The sequence below is a fragment of the Rhizobium sp. P43 genome, assembly GCF_056730705.1.
The window spans coordinates 340,857-358,656 of record NZ_CM161539.1; the positions used below are offsets into that span (position 1 = coordinate 340,857).

Genomic DNA, 17,800 nt, shown 5'->3' on the forward strand with positions numbered 1-17,800 from the left:
GGTCAAGGCTGGGTTTGACGAAAGTGGGGGGTGGGGGAGCCTCTCCCCTTGTGGGAGAGGATGGAAAATCGAAGGCTTAGGCGAGCGCAAGCCGCCTAAACTTCAGATTTTCCCGGTGAGGGGATCGGTGATGGTGGCACGACGAACGGACCCCCTCACTTGCGATTTCAGATGTTTAGGCGGCTTGCGCTCGCCTAATTCATCGAAATCGCTTTCTCCCCCACCAAGGGGGAGAAAGGATCACCCCCACCTGTCTCGCCAGGCCGGCAACGCATCCGCATAGGGCAGCGCCACAGCCTCGAATACCCCGCGCGCAATCGCCCGGGCCGTCACCAGCGCTGCCAGATGGCAGAGTTCCATGAGGTCGGCCTGACCGCTGCGTTCGCGTCTTCCCGTCGAGGCAGCAAATATCGTGTCGCCATCGAACGGCAGGTGGGCCGGAAGCACGGCGCGGGCAAGGCCATCATGGGCTGATATCGACAGGCGGTGCAGTTCGGGTTTCGACAAGGTGCAATCGGTGACCACGGCGCCGATTGTTGTTGCGGTCAGCCGCAGGCCCTTGATGCGCATGGCCCGATCTTCGGCGCTGACATGGGTGGGTTGGCCGAGGCCGCCAAATTCCTCGCCTTCCTCGAAGGCAGCCGCCCAGAAATGCGGGCCGTCGCCGATGACTACCGAGCCCATGGCATTGACGGCGACGAGGGCTGCGATGGTGTGGCCCGACGAGGAGATGGCGCTTGCGGAGCCGAGGCCGCCCTTGAGGTTTGCCGTCGTCGCACCCGTTCCGGCACCGACCGTGCCGAGGGGAAAAGCGCCCTTGGCAACGTTTTGATAGGCCTCGTAACCGAGATCACGATAGGGGGTATGCATGCCCCAGTCCTTGTCCCCTCCGTTCAAGAGATCCATCAGGATCGCCTGCGGCACGATCGGTACGCGCACCGAGCCCACGGCAAAGCCACGACCGGCTGCCCTCAGGCCCGATTGCACGCCGCCGGCTGCATCCAGCCCGAAGGCCGAGCCGCCCGAGAGCACGAAGGCATCGACCTGTTGCACCGTCATCGAGGGATCGAGCAGCGTCACGTCCCGTCCACCCGGCGCGCCACCGAGCACAGTGCCGGATGCCGTCGCCGGTTCGTCAAAGACGATCACCGTCACGCCGGAGCCGAGGCTCAGGTCCGTGGCATGGCCGACCGAGAGGCCGTCAATATCGGTCAGGAGGTTCAGGGTGCCGTGGGGCATGGGAGTGTCTCCGGTGGGTGGGCGGAGAGTGGCGGGGGTGGGGGATGAGATCAAGACGGTTTTGGTGCGTATGCTGGTCGGCTCAAAGCTTGTGCCGTGCCGCACCCCCCTCTGTCCTGCCGGACATCTCCCCCTCAAGGGGGGAGATTGGCGCGCGGCGATCTCCCGTTTTACCACTTGCCCTCCTTGATTTGAGGAGCGCAATCTCGAAGGGCTAGTCGCGGATTGCTTCCCTTAAGGTTGGCAAAGGTCGGCCCCGCGTCGATCTCCCCCCTTGAGGGGGAGATGTCCGGCAGGACAGAGGGGGTACCAAGCGGCAAGGCCCTTGAGATGGAACAACCCCCAACCGCCCACATTTGTCCTTTCAGACCCGGTTGACGCGCCTGCCTTCAGACGCAATGTGAACCCCACGCCACCGATCAGGATACCGCCCATGCAGCGCTTCAAACACCATGTCGCCCGTATTGCCTCGGCCACGGAACGGCGCGTCTGGCTGACGGCCTTGGTGGCAGCGCTTGTCGCCTATTTCCTATTCGAGCTGACGGGCGAGGTGCTGGAGGGGGAGACGCGGGCCTTCGATGAGGGCGTGCTCCTGATGTTGCGCGACCCCGCCGATCCCTCCTTGCCGATCGGGCCTGCCTGGCTCACCAAGATGATGGTCGATATCACGGCGCTGGGCGGCGTGACCGTGCTGACGCTGTTGGTGACATCCGTCGTCGTTTATCTCGCGTTGCGCCGTAAATTCCGCACCGCCGCCTTCGTCACCGTCTCGATCCTCGGCGGATGGGCTTTGAGCAGCGCCATGAAACTCGGCATCGCAAGGCCGCGACCGGAGGTGGTGCAGCACCTCGTTGAAGTCACCGACATGAGCTTTCCGAGCGGCCATGCCATGCTGTCGGCGATCACCTATCTGACACTCGGCGCCATGCTGTCACGCATCGAGGAAAAGCCGTCGCTGCGCACTTTCTTCCCGCTGGTCGCCGTCGTGCTGACGCTTCTGATCGGGCTCAGCCGCATCTATCTCGGCGTGCATTATCCGACCGATGTGCTCGGCGGCTGGGCCGCGGGCACGGTCTGGGCCTGTGGGAGCTGGTTTGTGGCGCGGTGGGTGTTGGGCAGGCCAAGTGGGCGCTGATGCGCCCACTTGATTTCAGCCATCAATGCTTCAACGCCTTCGGATCCAGCGCATCGCGGATGGCATCGCCGATATAGTTCACGCTCAACACCGTCAGCGAGATCGCCAGGCCCGGCCAGATGACGCGGGAGGGGTTGATCTGCAGGAAATTGGCGCCGTCGAAGAGCAGGCGGCCCCAGGTGGGGAAGTCGGGCGGGAAGCCCAGGCCCAGGAAGGACAGCGCGGATTCGGTGATGATGGCGGTGGCGATGCCGAGTGTTGCCGAGACCATGATCGAGGACATGACGTTCGGCAGGATGTGCTTGCTGATGATGCGGTGTTCGCGCATGCCGCTCGACTTCGCCGCCAGGATGAATTCCTGGCTCTTGATCGCCAGCACGTCGCCTCTGACAATGCGGGCCGTGTGCATCCAGCTGGTGATGCCGATGACGAAGACGATCAGGATGAAGATGCCGGTTTCCGGTCCGAAGGCCTGACGCAGCGTGTCGCGGAAGAGCATGATGATGACAAGCAGCAGCGGCAGGAGCGGTAGCGCGAGGAAGAGGTCCGTCATGCGCATCAGCGGGCCGTCGAGCTTGCGGGAATAGCCCGCGAGCACGCCGACGAGCGTTCCGACAACGAGGGCCAGAAGCATGGCGGCCATGCCGACGGCGAGCGAGATCTGCCCGCCGGCGAGCACCTGGGCCAGCATGTCCTTGCCGAGATTGTCGGTGCCGAAGGGATGCTCCCAGGACATGCCCTGGTTCTTGGCGCGAATGTCGATCTTGTTCGGGTCGATCGTGTGGATGAAGGGCCCGATGAAGACGGCCAGCACGATGAAGGTGAAGACGATGAGGCCGGCGACGCCGCCCTTGTGGGCGCGGAACTGACGCCAGAGCATCGGCCAGAAGCTGCCGCTCTGCGGTCTCGTCTGCGGGGTGGGCGCGGGCGCGCCCGTGGTTGCGACTGCGGCATCACTCATAGCGGATCCTCGGATCGAGTATGCCGTAGAGAACGTCGGCAATCAGGTTGAAGAGCACGATCAGGAAGGCGAAGATGAAGGTCAGGGTCTGGACGAGCGGGATGTCAGCGCCCTGGATCGCGGTGATCAGCAGTTGCCCCAGACCATTCACGCGGAAAACCTGTTCGGTGATGATGGCGCCGGAGAAGATCGTGGGCACGCCAAGCGCGATCACGGTGACGACCGGGATCAGGCTGTTGCGCAGCACATGCACGAGCAGCACGACCTTTTCCTTCACACCCTTGGCACGCGCCGTGCGGACATAATCCATGTTGAGGTTGTCGAGCATGGAGGCACGCACGAAGCGGCTGATCTGCGAGACGTTGAAGAGGGTCAACACCAGCACTGGCAGGAACATCTGCTTCACCTGAAGCACGAAGCTGTCCCAGCTGTTGACCACCAGCGTGGTGTCGTAGATCGACGGGAACCACTGCAGGTAGGACGAGAAGATGACGATCAGCAGGACGCCGGTGAAGAAGGTCGGGACGGAATAGCCGACCATCGAGATGAAGGTGCCGATCTGGTCGAACCAGGAATACTGGCGATAGGCGGAGATGACGCCGATCGGGATCGCGATCAACACGCCGAAGAGATAGGAGAGGCCGACGACCCAGAGCGTCTGCGGCAGGCGCTGGACGATCAGGTCAACCACGGGGCTGCGGGTGGCCCAGGAGAGAACGCGCATGCGCTCGCCGGAGCCGACGGTGATGCCGGTGATCTGTTCGAAGATGTTCAGCGGTTCATTGATAAAGAACTGCTGCAGCCATTTGAAATAGCGGATGATGAAGGGCTGATCGAGGCCCATGGCCAGGCGGATCTGCTCGCGCACTTCCGGTGGGATGGTCAGCGGCAGGTCGCTCAAGGGATCGCTCGGAGCGAGATCGAGCAAGGCAAAAATAATGAAACTGATGGCCAGTAGCGTCGGGACTGCGAACAGCAGTCGCCGAACGGTGAAGGTGAACATCGGCTGGTCTCCAGGCTGTCGGCAGAAAAAATGCAAACGCCGGGCCTGCCGAAAGAGGCAGGCCCGGCGTGTTTGGCATTACTTAGCGCGCGACCAGTCGGCGACGTTCCAGAGTTCCGAATCCCAGGCGTTCATCTTCACGCCGAGCAGTGTGTTGTTGACAGCCGAGGGCTGACCACGATGGATGAGCGGGATCTGGGCGACATCGTTGGAGAGCATGTCGTTCAGCTGGATGGAGATTGCAGCACGCTCTTCGAGATTGGACGTGGTGCCGAGCTTCTTGACCAGTTCGTCATAGGCCGGGTTGCAGTAGCGGACGATGTTTTCACCCTGCCAGCCAGTGGCCGGGCCCGGGATCTTGTCGCACATCCAGCTTGCCATGTACTTCTCCGGGTCGGTGCCGTCGAAGTTGTTGGTGTACATCTGCACGTCGGCATAGAACTTCTGGAAGGTGTCCGGGGAAGCCGGGTCACCGCCGAAGAAGACGGAAGCCGAGACATTGCGCAGTTCGGCGGCCACGCCGATCTGGCTCCACCAATCCTTGACGAGCGCCTGGGTGCCCTGACGAACCGAGTTGGTCGAGGTCTGGTAGAGGAAGGAGAGCTTGACGCCGTCCTTTTCGCGGATGCCGTCGGATCCCATCTTCCAGCCGGCATCTTCGAGCAGCTTGTTGGCGCCCTCGATGTCCTGCTTCAGGCACCAGTCGACATTTTTGGAGACGTAGATATCTGGCGCGGGCAGAATGTTGCAGGTCGGGCGACCATTGGCGCCGTAGCCGGCTTCAACCAGGATGTCGCGGTCGATGGAGATCGACAAAGCGCGGCGGACGGCCGGATCGGACAGTGCCGGATGCGGACCGGCTTCCTTGGTCGAACGCTTGTCGCCGAGCGACGGATCGACGGCGAAGGGGTTGATGTCGATACGCTCGACCTGGGTACCGAAGGCAACTTCGATCTTGCCTTTGCCTGCTGCCAGCATCTGAGCCAGGATTTCCGGCTCGACCTGCATGTTCCAGGCGTAGTCGAATTCGCCGGTTTCCAGAACCGAGCGCGCAGCGGAAGCGGCGTCACCACCACCCTTCAGGGTAACGGAGGCGAAGGCCGGCTTGGCCGGGTCGCGGTAGTTCGGGTTGGCGGTGAAGGTCACGACGTCGTTCGGCTTGAACTCGTTGACGACGAAGGGGCCTGTGCCGATCGGGCCGAAGTTTGCGGCGGTGCATTCCGGTGCCTTGGCGCCAAGGCAATCCTTGAACTGGGCAGCCTGGATCAGCGGCGACTGGGCGCCGACAAAGGCGCTGTACGGATAGGGCTTCGCATCGGCGAAGGAGACCTTGATGGTGGAGGCATCAACAGCCTCGACATTGGTCACGCCTTCGAAGTAGGCGCCCTGGGCGCAACCGCCGTCCGGCGCGGTGCAGTATTTCCATGTGAAGATGGCGTCTTCGGCAGTGACAGCCGTGCCGTCGGACCACTTGAGGTCGGGCTTCAGCTTCCAGGTGATGCTCTTGAGATCTGCTGCAACGCCGCCATTTTCAACGGTCGGAATTTCGGCAGCGAGCATCGGCACCAGTGCGCCGGTTTCGTCGTAGCGCGCCAGCGGCTCGATGACCATCGAGGCTGCATAAACTTCCTTGGTGCCCCCGGACAGATACGGGTTCATCGTCGAAACGGCCTGCCAGAAGATGATCTTCAGGTCGCCATCGGTGCCGCGTTCGGCCATGGCCGGCGCTGCCGTCAGCGCGAAAGCGGCTGCAGACGCGGCCAGCATCAGTTTACGAGTGTTCATGTGTCTATTCCCCATTTATTCTTGTTTGCAGGCGCGATGGTGACCCGATCTGCCGGCCAGCGATGTGGCCAGCCCATTCGTCAAATGTCAACCACCTATCTTTTTGGTATCGCAGGAAAAATTTTCAATCTGGTTTGAATTGTGAGTCGCCATGGGCGTGCCCGGACAGCGCTGCTAACTGTCGGGTTGGCTAAAATTTAGGCCATGTAAGCACAAGCCTATTTTCCATGCAAGACGGAATTTTGCGGCTTGCCAAAGCTGTCCATCGCTGCACAGTATGCGCGAAATCCTGCGGGGAACAACGACAAAAAGAGGGTCATTCCATGCCAGTGCTCAACCGCGCCAGCGAACTTCAGCCAGAAGTCGCTGAATGGCGCCGTCATCTCCACCAGAATCCGGAACTGCTGTTTGATGTGCATGGCACCGCAGCCTTCGTGACCGAGAAGCTGAAGGAGTTCGGCTGCGACGTGGTGAAGACGGGGATCGGCCGGACGGGTGTGGTCGGAATCATCAAGGGCAATCGCGGTGACGGACCGGTCGTCGGCTTCCGCGCCGACATGGATGCGCTGCCCATTCATGAAATGTCCGGCAAGCCCTGGGCCTCCAAGATGCCTGGCAAGATGCATGCCTGCGGCCATGACGGTCACACCGCCATGCTGCTGGGAGCTGCCAAGTATCTTGCCGAAACCCGCAATTTCCGTGGCTCTATCGCGGTGATCTTCCAGCCGGCGGAGGAAGGCGGCGGTGGCGCACGCGAGATGGTCGCCGACGGCATGATGGAGAATTTCGGCATCAAGCAGGTCTATGGCATGCACAATCACCCCGGCATGGCGGTCGGCACCTTTGCCACGCGCCGGGGCTCGATCATGGCCGCCGCCGACCAGTTCGACATCGAGATCGAAGGCCGCAGCGGCCATGCGGCGCAACCGCACAAGAGCGTCGATCCGGTGCTGGCGGCCTCCCAGGTCGTGGTCGCCCTGCAGTCGATCGCATCGCGCGAGGCCGATCCGTTGAGCTCGGTCGTCATTACGGTCACCAAGATCCATGGCGGTGACGCCTATAATGTCATTCCGGACATGGTGAAGCTCTCCGGTACCGTGCGCACGCTTCTGCCGGAAATGCGGCAGATGGCCGAGACCCGTATCGGCGAGATCGCGAGCGGCGTTGCCATGGCCATGGGGGCAAAGGCGACGCTGCGCTATCATCGCGGCTATCCCGTCACCTTCAATCATGCGTCTGAAACCGATTTCGCCATCGACATCATGCGCAAGGTTGCCGGCGATCACGCCGTCAGCGATGCCTTCCCGCCGACCATGGGCGCGGAGGATTTCTCCTATATGCTCGAATCGCGCCCCGGCTCGTTTGTCTTCATCGGCAATGGCGATACCGCGAACCTGCACAATTCGGCCTATGACTTCAATGACGAGGTTATTCCCTATGGCATCAGCTATTGGGTGACGCTCGCCGAAACGGCGCTGGCCGCCTGAACGAACAACCACATCTCGAACAGACAAAAAAAGGGGAACGGGATATGGCTGCGGTGGAACTGGGCACAGAAACGGGCGCGACGCCGGTATTGTCGGTGCGCGGGCTGACGACATCTTTCCGGGTGGGAACCGAATGGCGTTCCGTGGTGCGCAACATGGATCTCGATGTCGCGCCGGGCGAGACGGTTGCGATCGTCGGCGAATCGGGCTCGGGAAAGAGTGTCACCTCGCTTTCGATCATGCGGCTTTTGCCGCAGCTGACGAGCCGGATCGAAGGCAGCGTCAAGCTCGAGGGACGCGAATTGCTGACGCTGGATGCCGAGCAGATGCGGCAGGTGCGCGGTAACCAGATCTCGATGATCTTCCAGGAGCCGATGACCTCGCTCAATCCGATCTTTCCGATCGGCAAGCAGATCGCCGAAGCCATCACCTGCCACCGCGACATCTCGGCTGCGGAGGCGAAGACGGAGGTGTTGCGACTGCTCGACCGGGTGCGCATTCCGAATGCGAAGAACCGGTTCGACGAATATCCACACCAATTCTCCGGCGGCATGCGCCAGCGCGTGATGATCGCCATGGCACTGGCCTCGAAGCCAAAGCTCCTGATCGCCGACGAGCCGACGACGGCGCTCGATGTGACGATCCAGGGCCAGATTCTCGATCTGATCAAGACGCTGCAGGACGAGGAGGGCATGGCCGTGCTCTTCATCACCCACGACATGGGCGTTGTCGCAGAAGTATCCGATCGGACCATCGTGATGTTCCGTGGCGAGGCGGTCGAGACCGGGACCACCGACGACATCTTCAATCGCGGCCAGCATCCCTACACACGCGCGCTGCTGTCCGCCGTGCCAAAGCTCGGATCCATGGGCGGGCGCGAACGGCCGATGCGCTTTCCGGTGATCGACATAAAGACGGGGGCGACGCTGGTGCCGGAGGCCGAGGCCGGCATTCCGGAGAAGGCCAGCCAGCCGCTGCTCGAAGTGAAGAATCTCACGACGCGATTTGACATCCGCTCCGGCCTGTTCGGGCGCAAAAGCGGTGCCGTGCATGCTGTGGAAAACGTCTCCTTCACCCTGAAGCCTGGCGAGACGCTGTCGCTGGTCGGCGAATCCGGTTGCGGCAAATCGACGACCGGGCGTTCGATCACCCGCCTCGTGCAGCCGACCTCAGGGCAGATCAATGTCGATGGCTATGATGTGGGGCGATTGGACGAGGAATCACTGCGCCGCATGCGCCGGAGCATCCAGATGGTGTTCCAGGATCCCTTCGCCAGCCTTGATCCGCGCATGAGCATCGGCCAGGCGGTGATGGAGCCCTTCATCGAGCACAAGCTCGGCTCGAAGGCTGAGGCACGCGAAAAGGCTGCCGACCTGCTCGAACGCGTCGGCCTGTCCGCCGATATGATGCCGCGCTACCCGCATGAATTCTCCGGTGGTCAGCGCCAGCGCATCGCGATTGCCCGCTCGCTCATCCTTGATCCCAAGATCATCGTGGCGGACGAGGCGGTGTCGGCACTCGACGTCTCGATCAAGGCTCAGGTCTGCAATCTGCTGCTCGATCTGCAGCAGAGCTTCAATCTCGCCTATCTGTTCATCAGCCATGACATGGCGGTCGTTGAACGGGTCAGCCACAGGGTGGCGGTCATGTATCTCGGCGAGATCGTCGAGATCGGGCCGCGTCAGGCCGTTTTCGACAATCCGCAGCATCCCTACACCAAAAAGCTGATGGCGGCGGTGCCGGTACCGGATCCGGCGCGGCGGAAGTTGAAGCGCAATCTGTCGACTGACGAGATCAAGAGCCCGATCCGCCCTGTGGGCTTCCAACCGCCGGTGCGCCATTATCGCGAAGTGGGCGAGGGGCACCTCGTTCAGGTCTGAGGCCGTGCCATTGCAAGGCTTACGCCCCAGGCGGAGGTTTCATTCCGGTGGGGCTTCGCCAAAGCCGACAAATGAGACATGCGTCGTCCACTCGTATTTCGTCGCATCGATGATCTGCGGTCGCGGATGGGCGAAGCCGTGGATCAAAAGCGGATAGCACCGCGTGATGGTGTCACCCGCTGCGAGGGCCTGGTCATGGCGAAGCGTGCCGCGATAGAGGATCTTGCTGCGCCCCGGCTCTCGCCCGTAGAGCTCGAAGGCCAGACGGTTGACCGATGTGCCCGAATTGTTGGTGAGGGTCGCGGCGACAGGAAGGGCCGGGTCCACGCAGGTCGCGGCATCGGTGCCGACCGTTACCATGACCGCTGCTGCAGCATTGGTCTGGCTGCGCGACTGATAATCGCTGAACAGCCAGACGGCGGTTGCAATGACAGCCGTCCCGGCCGCAAGCGCGATCGCCCAGGGCCGGCGGCGAAGGAAAAGCTCTATCAGCAGCAGGGTGATCGCTGCGGTGATGATAAACGGCATCACGGCCGTTCGGTCTCAAAAACTGGTTTCATGCCAGGAACATAAGGTCGGCTGCAAGAAAGGCAACGGTCGGGGCGATTGCCATGGTCTTGCCGCTTGCTTCGGTTAGGCATGCAGCACTAACCTCAGCTTTCTGCCACAAGGCTATAGGTGCCCCATGCTGATCTCCCTTTACCAAATGCAGCCGCTTTCGGGCGATGTTCCGGGCAATCTCGGCAAGATCGCTCAGGCGGCCATGGCCTCTGCGGAAATGGGGGCGGAGCTTCCTGGTGACGCCCGAACTTGGCACCAGCGGTTATGCGCTCGGCGCGCAATTCGAGGAGGTCGCAGAAGGACGTGACGGGTCGATCATCGCGGCGCTGACGGAGATTTCCGCCGATTGCGGCCTTGCGATCTGCGCCGGTTTCCCCGAGCGCGACGGCAAGCAGGTGTTCAATTCCTCGGTGCTGATCCGGCCGGATGGCAGCACGGAATTCTACCGCAAGAGCCACCTTTACGGAGACGGTGAACGGGCGGCTTTCGTGCCGGGCTCGGAGCCGCCGCATGTCTTTGATCTCAATGGCATCAAGACCGGCATGCTGATCTGCTATGATGTGGAATTCCCGGAAAATGTCCGCACTCTGGCGCTGGCCGGCGCCGAGCTTATCCTGGTGCCGACCGCCCTGCCGCAGGGCATCATCAGCCGGCGCATTGCCGATACCGTGGTTCCGACACGCGCCTTTGAAAACGGCGTATTTCTCGCCTATGCCGATCTCTGCGGTCAGGAAAACGGGCTCTCCTATGGCGGACGTTCGGTCATCCTTGGTCCCGATGGTGACGAACTGGCCCGTGCCGGCATGCGGGAGACCCTGCTGGTCGCGGAGGTCGAGCCGAAGGCCTATGACGATGCGCGGGCGCAGAACCCCTATCTGATCGACCGTCGACCGGGTCTCTATCGTTTGGACTGACGGCCCGCATTGCAGTGGCTGCCCCGGCCTCCTACATCACGGCGACAGATGAAGGAGACCCCGATGATTCTTGATGCTGCTGCGTTGTCCCTGCGCAACCTCTTCGCCCCGGAGACGCGGACTGTCTTCTGGAAGACGCTGGGTCTGACGATCATCGTGCTGATCGGCCTGTGGTTCGGTCTGCGCGAAACCTTCATCACATTCGTCATGCCGATGCTCCAGGGGCTGATACCGGACCTGCCGGATTGGGCGGGGTGGTTGACCTTCATCTTCGGCATTCTGGCGAGCATCGGTCTGGCGCTCGCCCTGGCTTTGCTGCTGTCCCCCGTCACGGCGATCATCGCAGGCTTGTTTCTCGATGATGTCGCCGAAGTCGTGGAGAAGCGGGACTATCCGAACGATCCTCCCGGCAAGGCGATGCCGATGGGGGAGGCGATCGTCGCTTCGATCAAGTTCTTCGGCATCGTCATTGTTGGTAACCTGATTGCGCTGATGCTGCTCTTTATCCCCGGCATCAACATCATCGCCTTCTTCCTGGTGAACGGTTACCTGCTCGGTCGCGAGTTCTTCGAGTTCGCCGCCATGCGTTTCCGCAGTGCCGAGGAGGCAAAGCTCCTACGCTCGCGCCATTCCGGCACGGTGTTCATGGCCGGCCTCGTGATTGCGCTTTTCCTCGCGGTGCCGATTGTCAACCTTCTCACCCCGCTCTTTGCCGCGGGCCTGATGGTGCATCTGCACAAGGCGCTGACGGCGAAGGATCCGGCGACCTCATTGCGGCAAGGCTGACGCCTCGTATTGCGCGGCAAATTCGGCGCTCGGCGGGATCGGTTTGATGATGTCGATCAGAACGCCGTTCGGATCGGCGGTTATGAAATGTCGCTGGCCGAAGTCTTCGTCCCTAATGTCGAGCAGCATCGGCAAGCCGGCCTGTTTCAGTCTGTCATAGACAGCGTCCACGTCTTCGACCTCGAAGTTCAGGAGCAGGCCGGAGGCCTTTCCGCAGTATCCCGGCGGGACTGTTTCATGGCGGCCATCGAGGATCGCGAGCGTCACCTTTTCGTCTTCGGTCGACTGCAGATGGACATACCAGTCGGCGGTGAAGAGCGGCTCGAAGTGAAAATGGCGTCGATAGAAGGCCGTCGTCGCTTCGACATTATCCGTCATGATGACGGGGTAGTAGCTCGTGGTCCTCATCCCTTTCCCTCCTTGATGATTTAACATACAATCTGCATGTATCTATGAAATTAACATACATTCTGTTTGTATGTAAAGGAGTGGCGGTGGCGCGTAATACCAGAGAAGGAACCGAGGCGACGCGTCTGGCGCTGATCTCGGCGGCCAGACGGCTCTTCGTCGAAAAGGGCTATGCGGAGACGGCAACGCCGGACATCGTGGCCGCAGCGGGTGTGACACGCGGTGCGCTCTATCATCATTTCGAGGACAAGAAGGCCCTGTTCAGAGCGGTGATCGAACTGGAAGCGATGGCGGTCGCATCCGAGATCGATCGCGGCGCTGCATCGGCTGCGACCCCGCGAGACGGACTGATCTCGGGGGCATCGGCCTATTTCGCGGCAATGGCGGTGGAGGGCCGCGCGCGGCTGATGCTGCTGGAAGCGCCGGCGGTGCTGGGGGTCGAACGGACGGCCGAGATCGACCGGGACAATGCCGAGGATCGGCTGCTTGAGGGTGTTTCAGACTGTCTCGGAGCGGCGGCATCTGCGGATGAGGTCCGCGCGCTGACCAACCTGCTGTCTTCCGCCTTCGACCGAGCGGTTCTCGAAATCGAGCGCGGCGGCGATCCCAGTCTCTACGAGGCTGCGATTGCTCGGCTGATTGACGGGCTCATTCCTCGTTCGCGTTGAAGATCTGCGGTGGCAGTTCGACGAGCGGGGCGGGGACATCGCAGGTCTTTTCCGGCGACTTGCAGATGTCTGCGATGACGCAGCGTTCGCATTCCGGTTTCCGGGCCTTGCAACAGTAGCGCCCATGCAGGATCAGCCAGTGATGGGCATGGAAGAGATATTGCTCGGGAATGATCCGCATCAGGATATCCTCGATCTCATCCGGCGTCTTGCCCGGTGCGAGCTTGATGCGGTTGCCGATCCTCAGGATATGCGTGTCGACGGCCATGGTCGGAATGCCGAAGGCCATGGACATCACGACATTCGCGGTCTTGCGGCCGACGCCGGGAAGCGTCACCAGTTCCTCGCGGGTGCGGGGGACTTCGCTGCCGAAGTCGTCGACGAGCTTCTGGGAAAGCGCGATGACGTTCTTCGCCTTGTTGCGAAAAAGCCCGATCGTCTTGATATAATCGCGGACCTTTTCCTCGCCGAGCGCCAGCATCTTTTCCGGCGTGTCCGCCACCTTGAAGAGGGCGCGCGTCGCTTTATTTACCCCCGCGTCGGTTGCCTGGGCCGAGAGCGCCACGGCGACCACGAGCGTGAACGGATTGACGTGCTCCAGTTCCCCCTTGGGCTCCGGCCTCTGAATCGAGAAACGGCGGAATATCTCTTCCAGTTCGGCCCGAGAGTAAGCCGTGCGACGGCGTGTCGCCGGCTTGCGACGGGTCGCCGGATTTGACTTTTTCAAGGTTTGGGTGCTGGATTTCGGCTTCGCTTTAGTCATGGAAAACCTATAATCGGGCGCGGTGATGGAAGGCAATCTCGAGCAGGCGGCGGATCAGCCGATTTTCGCAGCGGAACTGACGCCTTACCGGTCGCTGGGCCGCAAAGGCTATCGCATCCTGTTTGCGATCACCGGGACCGTCTGCCTTGTGCATGCGATCTTCTTCATGGCGACCGGCGCCTGGCCGATCGGCCTGTTCTTCGGCCTGGACTTTCTCCTGCTCTACGGTGCTTTCTGGCTGAATTATCGTGCAGCACGTGCACGGGAAGAGGTGACGGTGTCGCGGACCGAACTGTCAATCCGCAAGTTCACACCCACAGGACGGATGACCGAACACACGTTCAAGACGCTCTGGGCCCGCTTCTTTGTCGAGCGCCACGAAGAACTCGGCATCACCTCCATGGCAGTGGCCGGCGAAGGGCGGCGGACCGATGTCGGCTCCTTCCTCAATCCCGATGATCGCGAGAGTTTCGCAAAGGCGATGACCGGTGCCCTGGCCACCGCCAAGCAGCGCATTTGATTGGGATCGAGGCCTGGCAAGAAACGGGTGGTATCCGACGCCTCGTCGTGGTGAAGTCTCGGCCAGATGAGGATTTGCTATGACGCTTGCCCAACAGATCGACCTTTCCCGAACCACCGACATCACGCCTGAGGGCTCTGACTACGAGACCGTCCGGCAGGTGATCGAGATGTTGACGCTCGACTATCAGCGCCAGCCGTCGCTGGAGGTGATTGCCGAGCGATTGCGGCAATCGCCGACACAGTTGCAAAAGACCTTTACGCGCTGGGCCGGGCTCTCACCCAAAGCCTTCCTTCAGGCGGTCACGCTCGATCACGCCAAGCGACTGCTGGGTCGTGAGGAAATGCCGCTGCTCGAGACATCCCTTGAGCTTGGTCTCTCCGGTCCCGGACGCCTGCATGATCTCTTCGTCACACACGAGGCGATGAGCCCCGGCGAGTGGAAGGCACGCGGCGCAGGGCTCACGATCCGCTATGGCTATCATCCGTCGCCCTTCGGCCTGGCGCTCGTCATGACCACAGACCGCGGACTTGCGGGGCTCGCCTTTGCCGATCCGGGCGGTGAAGTCGCCTGTTTCGACGACATGGCGCGGCGCTGGCCGAATGCCCATTACGTCGAGGACGTGGAGGCCACGGCGTCTTACGCGGCGCGCGTCTTCCATCCCGAGCGCTGGTCGGCGGAGGAACCCTTGCGGGTCGTGCTGATCGGCTCGGACTTCCAGATCCGGGTCTGGGAAAGCCTCCTGGAAATTCCGCTCGGGCGTGCCGTCACCTATTCCGACATCGCCCGAAAGATCGGCCAGCCGACAGCCAGCCGCGCGGTGGGGGCAGCCGTCGGACGCAATCCAATTTCCTTCGTCGTGCCTTGTCATCGGGCGCTCGGCAAGAGCGGCGCGCTGACCGGGTATCACTGGGGCCTGACCCGCAAGCGTGCGATGCTGGGTTGGGAAGCGGGCAAGGGGTGAGCGCGCGAGGTGCTTTCCGAAATCCCGCTTTTGTGAGAGGATGAACCATGCGCAACACGGTTCATCTCCCTGAAGACATCAGCCGCCGGATCGACAGTCTGGTCGAGCGGAGCAATCTCTCCCGCGATCAGATCGTGGAGGATGCGCTTGCTCAAGGGCGCTCGCTTGCATGGCAAGAGCAGTGGCTCGCGGGCGTGCTGGAAGGACTGGCAGAGGCTGAACGCGGTGAGTTCGCCAGTGAAGCAGAGATCGAGGCCGTGTTGAACAAATACGGCACGCCCTGAAGCCATGCGTGTCGTCTGGACGCGGCGCTATCTGAGAGAGCTCGCTGCCATCGGCGATTATCTGCTCGAACGTAACCCTGCGGCTGCATCGCGTATCGTGCGGGCGATCCATGGCCGAACACTTCGCCTTCTGACGCACAACGCATTCCTGGGACGGCGTGGTGAAATCGAAGGAACGCGCGAGCTCGTGCTCGCTGATCTCGGATACATTGTCGCCTACAGGGTGCAGGACGACCATGTCGAGGTTCTCTTTGTACAACATGGTGCCCGTGCCTGGCCAGAGCAGCTCTAGCCTGCCAACCCCAACAACTCTCGTGCCGCCGCCTCATCCGTGATCAGCGTGTTGCAGCCGATCCTGCGGATTGTCGCGCGAATGGCCTTGGCGCGATGCGCCCCACCCGAAGACAGCACGATGTGTTTCGCTTTCCTCAGCGTGTCCAGGTCGACCGACATCACCCGTTCGTTGATCGGGTGGGCGACCGAGTTGCCTTCCGCATCGAGGAAGTTGAACATGGTGTCGCAGACGCAGCCGGCATCGACCAGTTCCATCAGCGTCTGGTGGCTGATGAAGCCTTCCGAGAGCGAGGTGGAATGCGGGCCGATATCGCCGCAGGAGACGATCGCGAGGTCGAGGTTTTCGGCAAGATCATAGATCGTCTTCAACCCGCATTCTTCAATGAGTGCCCGCTTGGTCGCGACGGAATCGACGAGGAGGGGCGCAAGGAACATGTAGCATTCGGCGCCGAGCTGGCTTGCCAGCCGCCAGGTGTAGTCGATCGGGTTGGTCTGGCGGACCGCAACGATACCGCCGAGCAGGGAGACCACCTTGCAGTTCTCGCGGTTCGGTGGGCGGAAGCCTGCGAGTGACGCCGTCATGGTCCGGCCCCAGCCGACGCCGATGGTCATGTCATTGGTGATCACTTCGGTCAGGAACTGGCCGAGTGCGAGGCCGACGGCCTTGGCGATCGAGGCGGCATCCTGGCTGTCTGGCGAGGGCACGACAACGGCTTCGTCAAGGCCATAGGCCTTTTCGAGCCTGACTGCGAGATCGACGCAATCGGCGACGCCGTCGCTGATCCAGATCTGCACCTCGGCGCGCTTGCGAGCCTCTTCCAGCATGCGGATGACGGTCGAGCGGCTGATGCCTAGCCGATCCGCCACGTCCTTCTGCGTCAGGCCCTCGTTGTAATAGAGCCATGCGGCGCGGATGCGCAGTGCCGCAGCATCCGAAAGGGACGTGTGATGTTCGCGTCTGAGCTTCGCCAAGGGGTGTCCCGTCTGTTGGAAATCGCAGCTACTATCCCGAAATGTGAAACTTATGTCAAATCCGTTCAGCAAATGTCTTGACTTTGTCTGCTGCAGGTGGCGATAGTCAAACCCCAGAAGGCTGGCGGATCGCGCCGGCCGGTTTATGCCATGCTGAGCCGAAGGAAAATGCGATGACCTCGAAACTCGAACAGCTTCGTTCCATGACGACCGTGGTCGCCGATACCGGTGACATCGAGGCCGTCGCCCGCCTGAAGCCGGTCGATTGCACCACCAATCCCTCCATCGTCCTGAAGGCGCTCGGCACCGATGCCTTCGCAGATGCCTTCAAGGAAGCGATCGCCTGGGGCAAGTCCAAGGGCGGCAAGGACGAGGCCGTTGTCGGCGCGATCGCCGACCGTCTGGCCGTGTCCGTCGGTGCAGCCCTTGCCGCACTGGTCCCGGGCCGCGTTTCGACCGAAGTCGATGCCGATCTTTCCTTCGACACCAAGGCCTCGATCGAAAAGGCGCATCAGATCATTGCCGATTACAAGGCGCGCGGCATCGAGAAGGATCGCATCCTGATCAAGCTTGCTTCCACCTGGGAAGGCATTCGTGCCGCCGAAGTGCTGCAGACGGAAGGCATCGACTGCAATCTGACGCTGCTCTTCTCCAAGGCCCAGGCGATTGCCTGCGCCGAGGCCAAGGTGTTTCTCATTTCGCCCTTTGTCGGTCGTATCCTCGACTGGTACAAGAAGTCGACCGGTCAGGACTATACCGCCGAGACCGATCCGGGCGTGCTATCGGTTCGCTCCATCTACAATTACTACAAGGCGAACGGCATCGGCACGATCGTCATGGGTGCTTCCTTCCGCAATGCCGGCGAGATCGAGGCGCTGGCCGGTTGTGACCGGCTGACGATCAGCCCGCAGCTGCTCGACGAGTTGAATGCGACCGAGGGAACGCTCACCCGCGTTCTGTCGCCCGAGACCGTCAAGGCCGAGCCGCATGTCTCGCTCGACGAGAAGGCCTTCCGCTGGGCGATGAACGAGGACGCCATGGCGACCGAAAAGCTTGCGGAGGGCATTCGCGGCTTTGCCAAGGATCTCGGCACGCTGCGCGGCCAGATCGCCAAGGCGCTCGCCGCCTGAGAAGGAAAAGCGATTCGCTTTCTCCGAAATAAATGGGGTCGTGGCG

19 protein-coding genes are annotated in these 17,800 nt (G+C 61.8%); 11 read left to right on the forward strand and 8 right to left on the reverse strand.

Annotated features, from left to right (window positions below; genetic code table 11):
- Positions 1-240 precede the first annotated feature (240 nt).
- Positions 241-1,239 (reverse strand): P1 family peptidase, encoded by a 999-nt coding sequence (locus AC1PUL_RS01630; protein ID WP_480466307.1) that lies wholly within the window; start codon positions 1,237-1,239, stop codon positions 241-243.
- Positions 1,240-1,672: 433 nt separating this feature from the next.
- Here AC1PUL_RS01630 and AC1PUL_RS01635 point away from each other — a divergent pair, with 433 nt between their 5' ends.
- Complete coding sequence (locus AC1PUL_RS01635; RefSeq protein ID WP_480466308.1) at positions 1,673-2,374, forward strand: phosphatase PAP2 family protein; 702 nt, start codon at positions 1,673-1,675, stop codon at positions 2,372-2,374.
- 22 nt (positions 2,375-2,396) lie between these two features.
- On the opposite strand, the gene AC1PUL_RS01640 is transcribed toward AC1PUL_RS01635, so the two are convergent.
- The 3 genes from AC1PUL_RS01640 to AC1PUL_RS01650 all read right to left on the reverse strand — a co-directional run bounded on the left by AC1PUL_RS01640 (position 2,397) and on the right by AC1PUL_RS01650 (position 6,123).
- Complete coding sequence (locus AC1PUL_RS01640; RefSeq protein ID WP_480466309.1) at positions 2,397-3,335, reverse strand: ABC transporter permease; 939 nt, start codon at positions 3,333-3,335, stop codon at positions 2,397-2,399.
- Positions 3,328-4,338 carry an ABC transporter permease gene (locus tag AC1PUL_RS01645; protein WP_480466310.1) on the reverse strand — a complete coding sequence of 337 codons (1,011 nt, stop codon included), beginning with the start codon at positions 4,336-4,338 and terminating at the stop codon, positions 3,328-3,330. The genes AC1PUL_RS01640 and AC1PUL_RS01645 overlap by 8 nt, the downstream gene beginning before the upstream one ends.
- Positions 4,339-4,416: 78 nt before the next feature.
- Positions 4,417-6,123 carry a peptide ABC transporter substrate-binding protein gene (locus AC1PUL_RS01650; protein WP_480466311.1) on the reverse strand — a complete coding sequence of 569 codons (1,707 nt, stop codon included), beginning with the start codon at positions 6,121-6,123 and terminating at the stop codon, positions 4,417-4,419.
- A gap of 323 nt (positions 6,124-6,446) precedes the next feature.
- Between AC1PUL_RS01650 and AC1PUL_RS01655 the strand changes: the two genes are divergently transcribed.
- Together AC1PUL_RS01655 and AC1PUL_RS01660 are read left to right on the forward strand one after the other, a co-directional pair.
- A complete protein-coding gene (locus AC1PUL_RS01655; protein WP_480466312.1) occupies positions 6,447-7,610 on the forward strand; it encodes a M20 aminoacylase family protein in 1,164 nt (387 codons plus the stop codon).
- Between the two features lie 44 nt (positions 7,611-7,654).
- Positions 7,655-9,490, forward strand: coding sequence for an ABC transporter ATP-binding protein (locus AC1PUL_RS01660; RefSeq protein ID WP_480466313.1), 1,836 nt, complete (start codon positions 7,655-7,657; stop codon positions 9,488-9,490).
- Between the two features lie 39 nt (positions 9,491-9,529).
- Here the strand turns inward: AC1PUL_RS01660 and AC1PUL_RS01665 are convergent, their stop codons facing one another.
- The gene (locus AC1PUL_RS01665; RefSeq protein ID WP_480466314.1) at positions 9,530-10,018 is read right to left on the reverse strand and encodes a hypothetical protein; all 489 of its coding nucleotides are present in this window, start codon (positions 10,016-10,018) and stop codon (positions 9,530-9,532) included.
- Between the two features lie 269 nt (positions 10,019-10,287).
- Between AC1PUL_RS01665 and AC1PUL_RS01670 the strand changes: the two genes are divergently transcribed.
- Together AC1PUL_RS01670 and AC1PUL_RS01675 are read left to right on the forward strand one after the other, a co-directional pair.
- Positions 10,288-10,965 carry a carbon-nitrogen hydrolase family protein gene (locus AC1PUL_RS01670; protein ID WP_480466315.1) on the forward strand — a complete coding sequence of 226 codons (678 nt, stop codon included), beginning with the start codon at positions 10,288-10,290 and terminating at the stop codon, positions 10,963-10,965.
- A gap of 63 nt (positions 10,966-11,028) precedes the next feature.
- A complete protein-coding gene (locus AC1PUL_RS01675) occupies positions 11,029-11,751 on the forward strand; it encodes a sulfate transporter family protein (protein ID WP_480466317.1) in 723 nt (240 codons plus the stop codon).
- Here the strand turns inward: AC1PUL_RS01675 and AC1PUL_RS01680 are convergent.
- Complete coding sequence (locus AC1PUL_RS01680) at positions 11,734-12,159, reverse strand: VOC family protein (protein WP_480466318.1); 426 nt, start codon at positions 12,157-12,159, stop codon at positions 11,734-11,736. The two genes, AC1PUL_RS01675 and AC1PUL_RS01680, sit on opposite strands and share 18 nt — an antisense overlap.
- An 86-nt stretch (positions 12,160-12,245) precedes the next feature.
- On the opposite strand from AC1PUL_RS01680, the gene AC1PUL_RS01685 reads away from it, so the two are divergent.
- Complete coding sequence (locus tag AC1PUL_RS01685) at positions 12,246-12,827, forward strand: TetR/AcrR family transcriptional regulator (protein WP_480466319.1); 582 nt, start codon at positions 12,246-12,248, stop codon at positions 12,825-12,827.
- Here the strand turns inward: AC1PUL_RS01685 and nth are convergent.
- Entirely contained in the window at positions 12,808-13,590 is a 783-nt protein-coding gene (nth, locus tag AC1PUL_RS01690) for an endonuclease III (protein WP_480466320.1), read from the reverse strand. The genes AC1PUL_RS01685 and nth overlap by 20 nt on opposite strands.
- Positions 13,591-13,615: 25 nt before the next feature.
- Here nth and AC1PUL_RS01695 point away from each other — a divergent pair, with 25 nt between their 5' ends.
- From AC1PUL_RS01695 to AC1PUL_RS01710, 4 genes are all read left to right on the forward strand, one after another.
- Positions 13,616-14,110 (forward strand): DUF2244 domain-containing protein, encoded by a 495-nt coding sequence (locus tag AC1PUL_RS01695; protein WP_480466321.1) that lies wholly within the window; start codon positions 13,616-13,618, stop codon positions 14,108-14,110.
- A gap of 79 nt (positions 14,111-14,189) precedes the next feature.
- Positions 14,190-15,074: a methylated-DNA--[protein]-cysteine S-methyltransferase gene (locus AC1PUL_RS01700; RefSeq protein WP_480466322.1), complete on the forward strand. Its 885-nt coding sequence runs from the start codon at positions 14,190-14,192 to the stop codon at positions 15,072-15,074.
- A gap of 47 nt (positions 15,075-15,121) precedes the next feature.
- A complete protein-coding gene (locus AC1PUL_RS01705) occupies positions 15,122-15,358 on the forward strand; it encodes a CopG family ribbon-helix-helix protein (protein WP_480466323.1) in 237 nt (78 codons plus the stop codon).
- 4 nt (positions 15,359-15,362) lie between these two features.
- Positions 15,363-15,650, forward strand: coding sequence for a type II toxin-antitoxin system RelE/ParE family toxin (locus AC1PUL_RS01710; RefSeq protein ID WP_480466324.1), 288 nt, complete (start codon positions 15,363-15,365; stop codon positions 15,648-15,650).
- Here the strand turns inward: AC1PUL_RS01710 and AC1PUL_RS01715 are convergent.
- Entirely contained in the window at positions 15,647-16,624 is a 978-nt protein-coding gene (locus tag AC1PUL_RS01715) for a sugar-binding transcriptional regulator (RefSeq protein ID WP_480466325.1), read from the reverse strand. The genes AC1PUL_RS01710 and AC1PUL_RS01715 overlap by 4 nt on opposite strands.
- 173 nt (positions 16,625-16,797) lie before the next feature.
- Between AC1PUL_RS01715 and tal the strand changes: the two genes are divergently transcribed.
- A complete protein-coding gene (gene tal, locus AC1PUL_RS01720) occupies positions 16,798-17,754 on the forward strand; it encodes a transaldolase (RefSeq protein WP_480466326.1) in 957 nt (318 codons plus the stop codon).
- Positions 17,755-17,800: the final 46 nt, after the last annotated feature.